Source organism: Pseudodesulfovibrio sp. zrk46 (assembly GCF_012516435.1).
GTDB lineage: Bacteria > Desulfobacterota > Desulfovibrionia > Desulfovibrionales > Desulfovibrionaceae > Pseudodesulfovibrio.
In genome coordinates, this window is record NZ_CP051216.1 from 3,279,761 (window position 1) to 3,294,632 (window position 14,872).

The 14,872-nt window shown below is 45.4% G+C and carries 15 protein-coding genes; 12 read left to right on the forward strand and 3 right to left on the reverse strand.

Translation table 11 applies throughout. From position 1 onward, the window contains the following. Window positions 1-2: 2 nt before the first annotated feature. The gene (locus HFN16_RS14785; RefSeq protein WP_168891489.1) at window positions 3-3,155 is read left to right on the forward strand and encodes an AsmA family protein; all 3,153 of its coding nucleotides are present in this window, start codon (window positions 3-5) and stop codon (window positions 3,153-3,155) included. A gap of 78 nt (window positions 3,156-3,233) precedes the next feature. Then, window positions 3,234-4,613, forward strand: a complete 1,380-nt coding sequence (locus HFN16_RS14790) for a YhjD/YihY/BrkB family envelope integrity protein (RefSeq protein WP_168891490.1) — start codon at window positions 3,234-3,236, stop codon at window positions 4,611-4,613. Here HFN16_RS14790 and HFN16_RS14795 read toward each other — a convergent pair. From HFN16_RS14795 to nth, 3 genes are read right to left on the reverse strand one after another with little or no spacing between them, the layout of a single operon-like run. After that, window positions 4,610-5,260, reverse strand: a complete 651-nt coding sequence (locus HFN16_RS14795) for a YdcF family protein (RefSeq protein ID WP_168891491.1) — start codon at window positions 5,258-5,260, stop codon at window positions 4,610-4,612. The two genes, HFN16_RS14790 and HFN16_RS14795, sit on opposite strands and share 4 nt — an antisense overlap. A 3-nt stretch (window positions 5,261-5,263) precedes the next feature. Then, window positions 5,264-6,382: a tRNA guanosine(34) transglycosylase Tgt gene (gene tgt / locus HFN16_RS14800; protein WP_168891492.1), complete on the reverse strand. Its 1,119-nt coding sequence runs from the start codon at window positions 6,380-6,382 to the stop codon at window positions 5,264-5,266. Continuing rightward, entirely contained in the window at window positions 6,383-7,018 is a 636-nt protein-coding gene (gene nth / locus HFN16_RS14805; protein WP_168891493.1) for an endonuclease III, read from the reverse strand. A gap of 133 nt (window positions 7,019-7,151) precedes the next feature. Here nth and cutA point away from each other — a divergent pair, with 133 nt between their 5' ends. The 10 genes from cutA to HFN16_RS14855 all read left to right on the forward strand — a co-directional run bounded on the left by cutA (window position 7,152) and on the right by HFN16_RS14855 (window position 14,870). After that, window positions 7,152-7,466, forward strand: a complete 315-nt coding sequence (gene cutA / locus HFN16_RS14810; protein WP_168891494.1) for a divalent-cation tolerance protein CutA — start codon at window positions 7,152-7,154, stop codon at window positions 7,464-7,466. Between the two features lie 78 nt (window positions 7,467-7,544). Next, the gene (locus tag HFN16_RS14815; RefSeq protein WP_168891495.1) at window positions 7,545-8,477 is read left to right on the forward strand and encodes a carbohydrate kinase family protein; all 933 of its coding nucleotides are present in this window, start codon (window positions 7,545-7,547) and stop codon (window positions 8,475-8,477) included. A 32-nt stretch (window positions 8,478-8,509) separates the two neighbouring features. Then, window positions 8,510-9,592, forward strand: a complete 1,083-nt coding sequence (locus tag HFN16_RS14820; RefSeq protein ID WP_168891496.1) for a phosphotransferase — start codon at window positions 8,510-8,512, stop codon at window positions 9,590-9,592. A gap of 3 nt (window positions 9,593-9,595) precedes the next feature. Continuing rightward, complete coding sequence (locus HFN16_RS14825; protein ID WP_168891497.1) at window positions 9,596-10,180, forward strand: adenylyl-sulfate kinase; 585 nt, start codon at window positions 9,596-9,598, stop codon at window positions 10,178-10,180. Window positions 10,181-10,253: 73 nt separating this feature from the next. After that, the gene (miaB, locus tag HFN16_RS14830) at window positions 10,254-11,603 is read left to right on the forward strand and encodes a tRNA (N6-isopentenyl adenosine(37)-C2)-methylthiotransferase MiaB (RefSeq protein ID WP_168891498.1); all 1,350 of its coding nucleotides are present in this window, start codon (window positions 10,254-10,256) and stop codon (window positions 11,601-11,603) included. After that, entirely contained in the window at window positions 11,597-12,088 is a 492-nt protein-coding gene (locus tag HFN16_RS14835) for a bifunctional nuclease family protein (protein ID WP_168891499.1), read from the forward strand. Before miaB ends, HFN16_RS14835 begins: the two co-directional genes overlap by 7 nt. Window positions 12,089-12,094: 6 nt before the next feature. Then, a complete protein-coding gene (locus HFN16_RS14840) occupies window positions 12,095-12,745 on the forward strand; it encodes a histidinol phosphate phosphatase domain-containing protein (protein WP_168891500.1) in 651 nt (216 codons plus the stop codon). A 103-nt stretch (window positions 12,746-12,848) separates the two neighbouring features. Next, complete coding sequence (gene tolQ, locus HFN16_RS14845) at window positions 12,849-13,556, forward strand: protein TolQ (RefSeq protein WP_168891501.1); 708 nt, start codon at window positions 12,849-12,851, stop codon at window positions 13,554-13,556. Window positions 13,557-13,565: 9 nt separating this feature from the next. Beyond that, on the forward strand, window positions 13,566-13,982 hold the full coding sequence (tolR, locus tag HFN16_RS14850) for a protein TolR (RefSeq protein ID WP_168891502.1): 417 nt from the start codon (window positions 13,566-13,568) through the stop codon (window positions 13,980-13,982). Window positions 13,983-14,015: 33 nt separating this feature from the next. Next, entirely contained in the window at window positions 14,016-14,870 is an 855-nt protein-coding gene (locus HFN16_RS14855; protein ID WP_247648349.1) for a TonB family protein, read from the forward strand. Window positions 14,871-14,872 lie beyond the last annotated feature (2 nt).

Consider the following 14,872-nt stretch of genomic DNA (forward strand, 5'->3'; position numbering starts at 1 on the left):
ATATGGTCAGACGCTCTCTGGTCTTATTTTTGGAGTTCTGTGCCATTGTTATTGTTGTACTGGCGATATTTCTCTTTTGGGCATCATATTATGTTGATACTGACGAATTCCGAGAGCGATTCGTCGGCATGCTGGAACAGGTGACAGGTGAAAAGGTAACCTTGGAAGGAGAGTTTAATATTGCTCTGTATCCAACAATATCACTTGAGATAATTGATTTAGTTGTAGGTGGCGATGGTGATTCTTTGCCTTTGGCGAAGTTCAATAATCTTCAAGTTAGCGCGCGTTTGATGCCCCTTTTATCTGAACGTTTGGAGTTACGAACGATTGTTGTTGAGGGCATGGTAGTTAACCTTGTTCTTGGCAGAGATGGAATATTAAATTGGCAGAAGCTAATTGATAATCAAATCGCTACTTATTCGAAATATAGTGACAAGAGTGAATCTGCTAGAATTATCTCTTTGGATGGTTTCGAAGTACTTAGTGCTTCAATTGTTTTTCGTGATGAAAATGATAGTGATGCATATTCGTTCAGTGGTATTGAACTGAGAACTGGAGAGATTGCGCCAGGGAATGATATTTCTTTTTCAGCCAAAAGTAACTTCTCTTGGCAAAATGGTGCCGTAAAGTCTGATTTCATTTTGAAAGGAGTGTTGGATTTCAGTCAGAATGGACATATTCTTTTAACAGATTCAAATATTTATGCGTCTGTTGGGGGAGATTTTCTACCAGAGGGGGCTAACCCTGGTGAGATAACAGCTAGTCTTGTTGTGGATGGAGATAAACGTTCTATATTCTTGGATGATGTCCGTATGCGTTTTCTTGGTGTGCGTGCAGAAGCCAGTCTCAAGAGTGGTGATTGGGAAGATAATTTATCAGCTCAAGGGCATATCAAAGTTAGATCATTTGTGCCTGCAGACATCCTATTGAGGTACTTTCCAAACATTCCTATTTCGGAGATCAAAGGGCTGCAGAGCAGCTCTTTTACCAGTTTTTTTAAGGTGAATGACACCGGCATAGAACTAAATCAATTACAAGCCATAGTGGATGACATCTCTGTTCAAGGTCATTTTAAAATTGAGGACTTTCAACATCCGAAAAGTTCATTCTCTTTGAGAGCTACTGATGTTGATCTTGATCGTTATCTTCCATTGTTTAGAACTGGAACTCCATTTGTTTGGGGTGATTTTTACTTGTCTTTTTGGGAACAATTTAATGGGAATGGCAATGTCTTAGCGAGTAGCTTTACTGTTTTGGATCAAAAGCTGACGAATGTAAGACTAACGGTTGATACGGAGAGTGATGCGATAAAGGCTGATGTGGTCGCTGGCTTTCATGGGGTTAGGGATTTATCTGGAAATGCTGAGTTTCGAGTTGGGGTAAATGAGAACGGCAAAGTACCAACATTTGCCGCAAACATGTCGTTAAGGGCAAAGTCTTCTCAAGAAGGTTTTCCTAATGTCGACACGGGAACGTTGACTGTGAGAGGTGAGGGGAGTGTTGGTCTGACTCTAAGCGTTGAGCGGATGGATTGTCCCCCTTCAGAACGCTCAATCGGTGTACTTAGACATCTTAGTGGTGACGTTGAATTAGTGTTGGGGAATGGAGAGATTGACTACATACACGATGGTATCATGTATGCTTATCCATATACCTCATTAGATCTTGTGACTAAATTTATGCCTCGAAATGGAAATGGGACTGAGCATTTTGAATTTGATACAAACGTTAGTGTAAAGAGTCTTGGGACAAAGCGAGTAAGGAATTTTTCGGCTTCCTTGAGTGGCCCAATTAGTACATCGGTAGAGCGCAATTACCTGATGAGCCGTGGCCTGTTGGCGAAAACTAATATTTCTGGACCGTTATTTTCTGCACAGAATAGTCGTTTTAATGGGAGTGGATTGATCCGTTTTGATACCGATGAGAATCGGTTCGATGCTAGCGAAATAACTGTACGCACCCTTGAGACGACTATTCGTGGAAATTCTCAGTTTAGCAAGAGTAATGGTACGGTGACAGGCAAAGGTCGCTTGGAAATTCCCAACGCTAATGTGCGACGTATGATCTTTTTACTTTCCAAATTTGCAATAAAAACAAAGGATCCAAAGGCATTATCCTCGGCTAGTTTGCAAGCTGATTTTATTGTTAATGATACAGAATTTCGTCTTACCAATCTTGAAGGGCAACTGGATGGTATGACATTCAATGGTAACGTCGTTGGGCATGGACTCAAGAATCCTATGCTGGCATTTTCTTTGGCTGCTGGTTCTTTTGATCTCGACCGTTATCTTCCTCCGTCACGTTCTCTATCCATCAAAGGCAGGCGAGAAGAAAACGTTCTTCCAAAAGCTCCACCAGTAGATTTGCCACTAACCTTTTTGCGCATGTTGCGACTTAATGGAAAGGCATGGTTTGAAGAATTTAAGTTGGCGAAAATTCGTGCTCGTGGTTTATCTGCAGTTGTGGAGGCTGATGATGGCAGGATTCATATTTCCAAGGCAACAGGAAAGGTTCATGGTGGTGCTTTAACCGCTGATTGGACAGGTAAAGTTGGGAAGAATAATTTGTCCACTCATCTTGTGTTGCATGTTGAGGATCTTCAATCTGGTAGTCTTCTAAAAGATATGTTTAGTCGAGAATATATTCGTGGAGAGGGAGATATTGATTTCGACTTGATCAGTTTTGGTAGGACTGATGATGAAATTGTTGCCAATCTTGATGGTAAGGCGTGGGCTAGAATTAGAAATGGTTCCTTCAAATTTACTGGATATGATAAACCTGCATCCAAAGTCTCTAGGCATAATGATACAATGCTGCCTTCTCCCAAAGAAGTGGAACGACGAACCAGTTTTCATAAAGCGGTTGGCGAGTTTACTGTAAAGAAGGGGAGCTTTAAAATCGATAAGTTCCGTTTAGAAGCTCCACCAGTATTACAGTCCTATGGGCAAGGTTATTTTAGTTTGCCTGATAATATCATAGATATGACGATAAGAAATGACTTTGTCGTCGTTCCAAGTGTTACCCTGCAGTTGCAGGGTAAACTGAGTGATCCGAAGGTTCATATACCAACAGGTGAGATTTTAGATAAGACTGTCCGAAACATTTTGAGCCTCCCTGAGAAATCTTTCAATTTTCTTCGAGACCTTTTTCAATAGCCAATATCTTGCCTGAATACGAAGCAATGATGTAAGTTCAATAGTGCTAATTCTATGACTTTCTGAAATGGAGTGATTATGACACCAGCCAAAATCGTGAAGACCAAGTTGGATTTCAAGCAACACTTTTCAGAGAGTATCTGGAAGCGGAATGCTCCAGGCACACCTCTTCATATCAAGATTTGGCGTGGTGCATGTCGCTTGAGCTATCTAATCGGTTTTGGCTTTTTTAAAGATCAGTGCATCATTCGTGCGGCAGCCCTAACGTTTACTACGATTCTCTCTATAGTGCCATTTCTGGCCGTTGCTTTTTCTATCTCCAAAGGGTTTGGATTACAAAATTCTGAAATGATGCGAGAGTGGGTGCTTCGATTGACCACAGGTCGACCTGAAGTTGCTGATAAAATCATCGAGTATATCGACCGCACTAACGTTCAGGCTTTGGGGTGGGTTGGAGTTGCTACTCTACTTTTCACAGTGCTGTCCCTTATTGGTACGATTGAAAAAGCTTTCAATACCATTTGGCATGTACAGAAAGGACGATCCACTTGGCGTAAAGTCACGGATTTTTTCCCTGTTATCGTTTTTGGTCCGATTATATTGTTTGTAGCATCCAGTTTTAACGTCAGCCTTCAGCAGCAAGAAATTGTGGCTCAAGTCCTGAGTGTTGAGGCTATTGGTTATCTTGAAGCAATGTTTCTCAAGATGACTCCTTACATGCTAATCATCTTCGCCTTTTCTATGATGTATGCTTTCATTCCTTATGTGCGTGTGAAATTTAGCTCAGCGTTAATTGGAGGGATGGTCGGCGGCATCCTGTGGCAGCTTGCTCAGTGGGGATATATCCACTGGCAAATCGGTGCAGCCAAGTACAATGCCATTTATGGAAGTTTTGCTCAATTTCCCGTCTTACTTATGTGGATTTACATAAGTTGGGTGATTGTGCTGCTTGGTGCAGAGGTAAGCTACTCGTGGCAGAATATTAATTCGTTTGTAAAACAAAGGTACTTTGGAGAAGCAACGCCATTTGAGCGTCAAAAGATAGCAGTGCTAATGATGATTGTTTTGACAAAGAGATTTCATAGGGGGCAGCAGTTGCCTTCAGTTGAAGAAATATCAGATGGCCTCATGGCCCCAACTTCACTGGTCTCTGACCTTTTTATACTGCTTCAGAAGGCTGGATACACGGTTCTTACCGAAAATCAAGAGCAAGAGGTTTATGCTCCTGCGAGAGCCTTAGACAAGGTGCGAATTCTTGAAATTATTCGGGTTGTGAATATGGATGCTGATAATCGGGTATTTCAAGAGTTTGCTGAAAAATTCGGTTTTCTTGATAAGCTGTTTGAAAAACTTGGTGAAGCCACAATGGGGAGTGAAGCCAACATGACGTTGCTGGAATGTGCTGAGAAATACCCAGCTTATGTGCTTGATATCATTCCAGAGGAGGATGCTTTTTAAGTGGCTTCATCGGTGGAGCGAAATACACCACCCAATAGATAGTGGAGTGTCTTGGCGAATTCCATGACTAATGTTTGCGCAGAAATCTGATCCGTCCACCATTTCTTTTTGAAAGATCCAATCTCGGTCGATGCTACAACTATATCGCAATCGGGGAGTATTTCCATAAAGATCATTTTGGCCCGCCGTGCGTGGTAGGGGGAGGTTACAATAAGCAGGCGTTTGTTTTTGCCTTTCAGATGCTTTTTAAGTGCCTCAGCCTCTTCCATTGTGCTGATATGGCCATGCCCAAATTCCTCTAATTGAATATTATTTATTCCCAGCAAAGGGATAAGCCTACTATAATACTCTTCGCGGGAATAATTGGGATACCCCATTTCCCAATGCAGTTGCTGTAAAGGACTCGGTGGTCGCTTTAAGGCATTACTGATTAGGATGATAGGGGCATACCCTTGTTTGTAGAATTCGATGGCCTTGAGCATCCGGTGTTGGTCGCCAGCAAGTGGTAGAATATAGTCTGCCTTGATAGGGCTATCATTAACTTTCATCCAACTTCCAGCGAAAGCGAGAAGAATAAATGTGGCAAGCGCGCCGAGTATTGTCAGCGCGCCGACCATTTGAAGTATCAATCGGATGAGCTTGCCCATACTCTATTTGGGGGCGTATGCCGCTTCATATTTGGCTTTGAGTTCGGCAAAGGAGCCTTTCTCAATCGCTGCCCGAACCTGTTTCATAAGGTCTAGATAGAAGTACAGGTTGTGATAGGTGTTCAGCCTGTACGAGAGCAACTCTTTGGCTTGATATAAGTGTCGCAGGTACGCTTTGGTGAAGTTGCGGCAAGTGTAACAGTTGCAGTTGGCATCAAGTGGAGAGTCGTCCTCCGCGTATTCGGCGCGTTTTATATTGATCTTACCCTGCGAGGTAAAAAGAGTGCCGTTGCGTGCGTTGCGGGAGGGGAGTACGCAGTCAAACATGTCTACGCCGGCGGAAACTCCTTCTAGTAGATCGAGTGGGGTTCCAACCCCCATGAGATAGCGAGGCTTTTCTTCCGGCATTTTGGGCGTTATGTGGTGCAGAATTTCATACATCTCCTCAGAAGATTCCCCAACGGATAGACCGCCAATGGCAAAGCCTTCGAAATCAATTTCGCGAAGTTGCTCAAGGCTCTTCTCGCGCAGGTCCTTGTAGAAACCTCCCTGGACAATTCCAAACATGATTTGGCCGCCGCTGCCCTTTGGGTAGTGTTCACGGCAACGTTTGGCCCAGCGGGTAGTCATCTCCAGCGATTTGTTAGTGTAGTCTTTGTCTGCGCCGTAACCAACGCATTCATCCAGCACCATCATAATGTCGGAACCGAGGTTCTTCTGGATGTCGATAGCCTTTTCTGGTGAAAAGAAATGTTTGGAGCCGTCAATGTAAGAGCGGAACTCAACGCCTTCTTCGGTGAGCTTACGAATTTCCTTGAGGCTGAATACCTGAAAGCCACCGGAATCTGTGAGAATAGGGCGTTTCCAATTGGAAAAATTGTGTAGACCGCCACGTCGTGCAACCAGATCGTCTCCAGGACGTAGATAGAGGTGGTAGGTGTTGCCTAGGATGATCTGTGCGTCCATTTCCTCAAGGTCCAAGGGCGTCAGACTCTTGACTGTTCCCTGTGTGCCTACAGGCATGAAAATTGGGGTCTGGATATCGCCATGGGCAGTGCTAAGGGTGGCACGGCGCGCGTGGCCGTCAGTACAGTGGACTTTGAATTCACCGGGGGTACTCATTTATTTAACTCCCTTTTTCGGGCAGATGTCGTTTAATTCGCACTCGTCACATTTTGGCTTGCGGGCAGGGCAGACCTCCCGACCAAAGAAAACGAGATAATGATTGATGTCTCCCCATGCCTCTTGGGGATACAGGGGGATGAGGTCCTTTTCCACCTGATTGGGATCAGTTTTGGAAGTCAATCCCATACGGAAAGCGAGGCGTTTCACATGAGTGTCTACGGCAATGCCTTCATTTATGTTGAAGGCGTTGGCCAGAACGATGCTTGCCGTTTTACGGGCTACGCCGCCCAAAGTAATCAATTCGGCCATGGATTTTGGCACTTCACCATCATACACTTCCATGATGCGGTTTGCAGCTGCCTTAATATTTTTAGCCTTGTTGCGGAAGAATCCGGTGGAACGAACCACTTCTTCAATTTGGGTGACGTCGGCATCAGCCGCGTCTTTAATAGAGGGCCAGCGCTCGAAAAAGACCGGGGTTACCATATTGACCCTTTCATCCGTACATTGCGCGGACAGGGCGGTTGCCACCAAAAGTTCCCAAGGTGTGGACCAGGTTAAGGCCGGTTCCGGGAAGGGATATCGTTTTGCCAAACGATCGTAGATTTCGATAGCGCGTTCTTTCTTTTTCATATTCTCTCCAAAGTGTGCGGGCTTTGGTTAGCACCACTCAGATAGAGTCTCAAGTCACAAATATTCTGGATAGTCGTTGCGTTGGTCATGGAAGCATGTATCATTTCCATATTGATTATCAAGGAGAGATATCATGACGAAAATGTTCGTGTATATGACGTGTGAAACTGAAAAGGAAGCTGAATGCATCGGAACCGTCTTGGTTGAACGTCGCTTGGCTGCATGTATCAATATTATTTATGGTATGAAAACTATGTATTGGTGGGAGGGCAAAGTGGAGACGGCTAACGAGGTCGTACTTATTGCCAAGACCAAGTCGAGCCTAGTCGGCGAGTTGACTGAAGCAGTAAAGGCAATTCACAGCTATGACGTCCCTTGCATAGCCGCTTTGCCCATACAGGGCGGGAATCCAGATTTTCTTGCTTGGATCGTGCAGGAGACAAAGTAGCTGTAGCAGGTTCCGTTGACTCTAAAGGCGCAACCCTTTACTCTCACGGCCAATAAAACGGAATCTTCAGGAGGAAGAATGCAAATCTATATTTCTGGGTCTCTTGCCTTTGATCGCATCATGACCTTTCCCGACAAATTTTCCAACCATATCCTTCCGGATAAAATTCATATTTTGAATGTTTGCTTCTTAGTGGATGGCATGTCCGAACGCTTTGGCGGTACGGGTGGTAACATTGCTTATAATTTGGCCTTGCTGGGCGAAAAGCCTATTTTGCTTAGTCAGGTCGGTAAAGATTTCGCATCGTATGATACTTGGCTGCAGAAACACGGTATCACCGTCGAAGGAATCCGTACCGTTGAACAGGAATTCACAGCTGGGGCCTACATCACTACTGATCAGTCGGATAACCAGATTACCGGTTTCAATCCTGGTGCGATGAAGTATCCCAGTCAGTATGATATGGAGAAGGTGGATAAGGCAGAGGGATTGGGTATCATCTCTCCCGGCAACCTGAACGATATGATGGACCACCCTAAGTATTATCGCGAAAATAGCATTCCATTTATATTTGATCCGGGTCAGCAGATCCCTGCATTTTCTGGTGAGCAACTTGCCGAAGCATTTGAAGGTGCTGAAATTCTAATTACAAATGACTATGAACTGGAAATGGTCATGAAATCTACAGGGCTTTCTAAGGACGACATTGTAGATCGAGTTTCTTACCTGATTACTACTTTGGGGGAAGAAGGATCCATTGTGAACAGTAAAGGCGAAGAGACCATGGTTGCCCCCTGTCCGGTTTCCGAAGTTGCTGACCCCACCGGGGCTGGCGATGCCTATCGTTCGGGTTTACTGAAGGGGCTTTCGATGGGCAAGACCGTTGCTGAAGCCGCCAAACTGGGGTCCGTGTGTGCAGCGTACGCAGTTGAGTGTAAGGGGACGCAGGAGCACTCTTTCACCATTGAAGAGTTCACAAACCGTTACGAGGCGACTTTCGGCTCTATGTAGTACGATTACCATACTCGCCAAGGAGGCGCGTCATGATCGAATTGAGGATCGAATCCATAAAGGCATATCTTAAGCGTGCTTTCGGACATGACGCACAACTCTTGGGAGTGGGGGATATTGGCAATCTTGATGAGCAGGGGATGAAGGGCTTCGGCTACGGAAAACCTCTGCTCATTAATTTTGAAGTAGGGGGCAAAGAGCGAGAAGCTGTCATCTCTATTATGAAAGGGGATAAATACGGTCATCAGTTTTACTGGGATCGTGCAGCTGTTCTCATGTTTCAGTATGAGACTTCAGCCCGTATGGAATGCCATGTGCGCCCACTAGGACTGGGGTACGTGGACGGTGATGACCAATTAATTCCGGTTCAGACTGCCAAGGAATTTTTTATCGTTAATGAAAAGCTTGAAGGACACGACTATTTTCTCAATTTAGAGCGTATCCGGAAGAAAGGTCTTCTGGACATTGATATAGACACTTCGCGCAACTTTGCCCGTTGGCTTGCAAATGTTCACAGCGCCAAGAATGATGACCCTCATCTTTATTTTAGGCGTATTCGAAATTTGATTGGTTCCAGTGAGTGCATATTAGGGCTTATTGATGAGGCTTATCCTCATCCATTCTCTTTTTTTTCTGATCAGCGTTTTGTCGCGGTGGAAAAAAGGCTTATTGATTGGCGATGGAAGCTCAAGGAGTATTCTCACCGATTGAGTGCGGTTCATGGTGATTTTCATCCGTGGAACGTACTGGTGACCGAAGATGGCGATTTCTCAGTTTTGGACCGGAGTCGAGGCGAGTGGGGAGAGCCTGGTGGCGATCTGGCCAGTATGGCGGTCAATTACTTGCTGTGGAGTCTTTATCAACAAGATCGGCTGGCTGGTCCATTTGAGACTCTTTATAAAGTTTATTTCGAAGAATATCTCGAATGCACTGGGGATACAGAGGTGCTTGAAGTCATTGGCCCGTTCTTTGTTTTCAGAGGACTCGTCATCGCTTCGCCAGAATGGTACCCCGATCATCCTGAGTCAGTGCGGAAGCGGCTATTCAATTTCATTGTCAATGTTCTTGAAGACGATGTTTTCGACTGGCAGAACATTAACCGTTACATGGAGTAACCAATGGTCTTTGGCAAGAATGCATGGGCCATTTGGGTCGTTGGCTTGCCGGGAAGTGGCAAGTCATCGCTCGTTCGTGGGATAGCTGACCATCTTAAAGCCAAAGGAATTACGGTGACAATCCTTGCTATGGATAGGCGGCGCAAAACGTACTTCCCTGAACCAACATATTCTGCTCGCGAGAGAGAGGAAGCCTATGCCCTGCTTGCTGATGAGGCAGCCTCATTGGTGAAGCAGGGCGAATGCGTTATCATTGACGGTTCAGCTTATAGAAAGGCTATGCGAGATAGGGCGAGATGTCAGATTTCAAGGTTTGCGGAAATCTATATTTATTGCGATTTGGAGGAGGCTGTACGTCGTGAATCGCTTCGGCCAAATGGGGAAGTTCTGGCTGGATTGTATCATAAGGCATTGGAACGAAAAAAAACTGGTCAGGTGTGGCCTGGCCTAGGAGAAGTCATCGGGGTTGATGTTCCATTTGAGGAAAATTCTGATGCGGAACTGGTTATCGATAGCACACGGCTTTCACAAGAAGAAACATTGGGAAAAGCCTTGCACTTTCTGGACAGCTGGCTATCCGATGCTTAGTTCAGCGGTGTAGCTGGATACTAAGTAAACAAAACCTTCAACTGCCCGTGTATCAGGGTAGGACAATGACTATATGAAATTTCACATCACCACCTTTGGGTGTCAAATGAACGTGCACGATTCTGATTGGCTTACCCGCGCTCTAGAGAGTCGCGGCTGGGAAGCTGCAGACGAGGATGAGGCACAAGTATATGTTCTAAATACTTGCTCTGTGCGCGATAAACCGGAACAGAAGGTGTACAGTGAGTTGGGACGCATTGCAGCGCATTTAAGGCGTGATGAAGACGTCTTCGCTGCTGTCGGCGGTTGTGTGGCTCAGCAGGTGGGCCGCGGTTTTTTTGAACGTTTTCCCTTTGTAAAACTGGTCTTTGGTTCTGATGGTATTGCCAATGCCCCCAACGCATTGGAGCGTATCGCAGAGGGTAGCGATGAACGAGTGGCCCTGCTTGATTTTGTGTCCATCTACGAAGAGCGCGAGAATCCGGAAGAGCGCACTGTGACTCTTTCTGAGAATCGACAGGCTTTTGTCAACATCATGCAGGGGTGCGATAACTTTTGCTCTTATTGCATTGTACCTTACACTCGTGGTCGCCAGAAATCTCGTCATCCAGATGCCGTAGTTGAGGAGTGCCGTGCGTTAGTTGAATCAGGAGTGCGTGAGGTCACTCTCCTTGGCCAGAACGTCAACAGCTTTGGGATGGACAAGGGAGGGGTAGGTGTCAGCTTCGCGGACTTGTTGTATCGTGTGGCAGCATTGGATGGACTGGAGCGACTTCGTTTCACAACATCTCACCCCAAGGATATTGCTCCAGAAGTCATCAAAGCCTTTGGTGAACTGACCAACTTGTGTCCATCGCTCCATCTGCCGCTTCAAGCTGGTTCGGATTCTATACTCAAGGCCATGCGTCGCAAATATAACACCAAGCGCTATCTTGAAATTGTGGACGCTCTCAAAGAAGCTCGGCCTGACATTGCATTGACTACAGACCTCATTGTCGGTTTTCCTGGGGAGACTGAAGAAGATTTCCAACAGACTTTGGAAATGGTGGAGCGAGTGGGATATGAATCCAGTTTTTCATTTAAGTACTCCGACCGTCCCGGGGTTGCTGCGGTGAATATGGAACCTAAAGTGGACCCACAGGAGGCATCAGAAAGATTGATGCGCTTGCAGACTTTACAAAATAATATTACTAGAAAATGTCTAAAGAATTTAGAATCTCGGGAAACTGTGGCTTTTGTTGAGGGACTCAGCCGTAAACAAGATGAAAGCGGAACTTGGTGGAAGGGACGTGATCCTGCCGGGCGCATCATTAATTTTTCGATGTCCGAGATCAATGGACTTGTCGGTATGATGGTGCCTGTACGCATCACCGAAGCCAAGAAACATTCGCTGGTTGGTGAAAGGATTGGTACGCCGTGGTAAAAGTCGAGATTTTTGGTATGGCGATGGATGAACAAAATAAATCGCCTATCATAGTCCTCAAGGATGAGCAGGATCGAGCCATACCTATTTGGATTGGAGCCATGGAGGCCATGTCCATTTCAATGGCTCTGAACAATACCCCATTCCCTCGTCCAATGACTCACGATCTGTTGCTTAATAGCATTCATGATATGGGTGGCAAGGTGACGCGTATTGAGGTGACTGATATTGAGGATGGCACTTTCTTTGCCGAGATCGTCGTTTCAACTGAGGGTAAGACTATTCGATTGGACAGTCGTCCTTCAGATGCGATTGCTTTGGCTGTTCGTGCAGAATGCGCCATATATGTCGGTGGCTCTGTCTTTGAAAAGGCAGGGGCTCCAATTATTGAAGATGCCGAAACTGTTATCAAGACCCAGGATTCCGATAAGTGGATGGATGAACTGAACAAGCTATCTGAAGATGATACAAAATATAAAATGTAGGCTACAATGATCGATCTGCACACCCATAGTGTTTTTAGTGATGGGGAGCTCATCCCTGCTGAACTCGTTCGCCGCGCAGAAGTTGCGGGTTACAAGGCTATTTGCATTACTGATCATGCAGATGAGTCTAATATGTATCATTCTTTGGACAATGTTCTCCGTTTCGTCAAGAAACATGGACATTTCTATGATATCAATGTGCTTGCAGGTGTAGAGTTGACCCATATTCCCCCCGCTTTAATTAGCGAGATGGTCGGTAAAGCTCGAGAGGCCGGGGCACAAGTGGTTGTTATGCATGGCGAGACACCTGTTGAACCTGTCGCACCCGGAACCAATCTAGCAGCAATTGAGGCTGGTGTAGACGTATTGGCTCATCCCGGCATGATTACAGATGAAGAGGTGGCCCTTGCTGTAGAAAAAAAGGTGGCTCTTGAGATCACAACACGTGGCGGCCATAGTTATACCAACGGTCATGTTGTGGCCTTAGCCCGTAAACATGGGGCAAAACTAGTCGTAAACAACGATGCTCATGCTCCTCGTGACCTAATAGGACAAGATTTGCGTAAAACAATTGCTCTTGGTGCTGGTTTAACACTTGAGGAATATCGTCAGACTGAAGCCAATGCCTGGGAAATCGTGCAGCGGTGTATGAAATAGGGCAATTGTCGAAGAATCAATTAGTAAAAAGCCGTAGCCAGAATGGTGCGGCTTTCTTCACAAATAGAGGGCATTTTCAGCCCAAACAATAACGGGTGATCAAATGAATTTTTTGCCTGACAGCAATATCCTTACACTTCTGATGGGAGCCACTCTAGCCGTAAAAATGGTCATGATTTTTTTGGCTTTAATGTCTATTTGGAGTTGGACCATTATCTTTTTTAAGTTTTTTACGATTGGCACTGCGCGAAAAAAGGTCATTAGAGGGTATGATGTCTTTATGGATGCCGAAGACCTTACATCGGGCCTCAAGGCACTTGGTTCCAAGGATCAATCACCTTTGGCTCGAGTCTCAACCCTAGCGGTGCATGAATTTCGTCTATTGGAAAAGGCTGATGTTAATCGTGAACGAAAGCGGTTACTGGTTAAAGATACACTTCGTCGTGTATTGAAACAGGGAATTTCAAAAGAAATGCGTGGGTTAACTCGTAACTTGCCATTTCTTGCCACTTGCGCCAATGCGGCCCCGTTTATCGGCCTCTTTGGCACTGTGTGGGGTATTATGCACTCATTCCATTCAATCGGATTGGCGCAGTCTGCTGCACTTGCGACTGTTGCCCCTGGAATATCTGAAGCCCTTATTGCCACTGCTATTGGTCTCTTAGTCGCTATCCCGGCCACCATTTTTTACAACTATTTCCTTGGTAAGCTCAATGAGGTCGAGTCCGGTATGGTTGATTTTGCCGGAGCGTTTTTAAATCGCGCTGAGCGTGAGATTGCTTGGGCTTCCAAAGGCGAAAAAAAAGCGTAGGGGGCCGCTATGGCTATTAAGACTGGTGGCGGCTTTCTCAATGAGATCAATGTGACGCCTTTTGTAGATGTCATGCTTGTACTTTTAATCATTTTTATGGTTACGGCTCCGCTTATGACACAGGGGGTAGAAGTTGATTTACCCACGACTCGAACAGTTAAGAATTTACCACAAGATTCTGAGCATTTAGTTTTATCAATTAAGAAGAGCGGAGAGCTCTTTCTTGACGAATATGAAGTCGGCTTAGGAGAACTTGAAGATCACTTGAAGCGCCTTGTTTCAAAACAAAAGAAGCAGCTTTTCATGCGTGCCGATAAAGAAGTTCCTTATGGCACTGTGGTTCAAGTAATGGGAGAGATTAAGGCGTCTGGTATTGATCGTCTTGGTATTGTCGCAGAGCAGACTAAAAATGAAAATACAAAGTAATCCCAAAGGGACCCGATTGTTATGCGGCTAAGCTTGGGCTTATTTCTTTCTCTTCTCCTTCATGTGGGATTTCTGGCGTATGCACTTTTTTGGGCATCTACGACAGATGTGCGCGTTAATATGGACCGCCCTGTGTATACTGTAGATTTGTTGTCTCTGGCTCCACCTCCCACTCCTGCACCGGTAGTAGAGGCGCCAACTAAAGAAATTCCTGCCGAGCCTCAGGCTCCAGTGGTCGAGGCAACATCTGAACCCGTGTCAGAAGTTAAGGAAGCCCCCGTAGTAGAAGCCAAGTCTGAGCCCAAAATCGAACCCAAGGAAGAAAAAATCAGCCCTAAAAAGGTTGAAAAAAAGGTCGTGAAAAAGAAAGAAGAAAAGCCTAAACCAAAACCTAAGCCTCAAAAGACGGCTGAGCAGTTAAAAATGGAAGCTCTTGCAGCAGCCAAAGCTACTGTAAAAAAACAGGAGCGTAAGAAGCAAAAGGCTCTTCAGGACGAATTGGCTGCTTTAAAAAAAGAGGCGGGGGCCAAAACATACTCTCATGGCGGACAAGATGAGGGTGTTGAGGGCGGGCAACAGGGTGGTTTTAAAGGCGGTGTTGGTTCAGGGTTGTCTGAAGTCTACGCATTGATTGTAGGGACTGCGATTAAGAAAAATTGGCGTTATCCTACCTTTGCAGGAGAAGCAAACCTCATAACTACTGTAGAAATCGTCCTTGATAAAGAAGGCAAAATTTTATCATCGAAAATTCTAGCCCCATCAGGAAATGGCGAGTTTGATAATTCGACATTAAGGGCTATTCGTGAAACGGAATATGTAGAGCGACCTAGGACAGATCGTGATCGTATTCTACGCATCAATTTTAACAGTCAGGAACTCTCAGAGTAAAC

Coding starts and splice junctions, on each gene's coding strand:
- HFN16_RS14785 (WP_168891489.1), top strand. CDS start 3: ATGGTCAGACGCTCTCTGGTCTTATTTTTGGAGTTCTGTGCCATTGTT.
- HFN16_RS14790 (WP_168891490.1), top strand. CDS start 3,234: ATGACACCAGCCAAAATCGTGAAGACCAAGTTGGATTTCAAGCAACAC.
- HFN16_RS14795 (WP_168891491.1), bottom strand. CDS start 5,260: ATGGGCAAGCTCATCCGATTGATACTTCAAATGGTCGGCGCGCTGACA.
- tgt (WP_168891492.1), bottom strand. CDS start 6,382: ATGAGTACCCCCGGTGAATTCAAAGTCCACTGTACTGACGGCCACGCG.
- nth (WP_168891493.1), bottom strand. CDS start 7,018: ATGAAAAAGAAAGAACGCGCTATCGAAATCTACGATCGTTTGGCAAAA.
- cutA (WP_168891494.1), top strand. CDS start 7,152: ATGACGAAAATGTTCGTGTATATGACGTGTGAAACTGAAAAGGAAGCT.
- HFN16_RS14815 (WP_168891495.1), top strand. CDS start 7,545: ATGCAAATCTATATTTCTGGGTCTCTTGCCTTTGATCGCATCATGACC.
- HFN16_RS14820 (WP_168891496.1), top strand. CDS start 8,510: ATGATCGAATTGAGGATCGAATCCATAAAGGCATATCTTAAGCGTGCT.
- HFN16_RS14825 (WP_168891497.1), top strand. CDS start 9,596: ATGGTCTTTGGCAAGAATGCATGGGCCATTTGGGTCGTTGGCTTGCCG.
- miaB (WP_168891498.1), top strand. CDS start 10,254: ATGAAATTTCACATCACCACCTTTGGGTGTCAAATGAACGTGCACGAT.
- HFN16_RS14840 (WP_168891500.1), top strand. CDS start 12,095: ATGATCGATCTGCACACCCATAGTGTTTTTAGTGATGGGGAGCTCATC.
- tolQ (WP_168891501.1), top strand. CDS start 12,849: ATGAATTTTTTGCCTGACAGCAATATCCTTACACTTCTGATGGGAGCC.
- tolR (WP_168891502.1), top strand. CDS start 13,566: ATGGCTATTAAGACTGGTGGCGGCTTTCTCAATGAGATCAATGTGACG.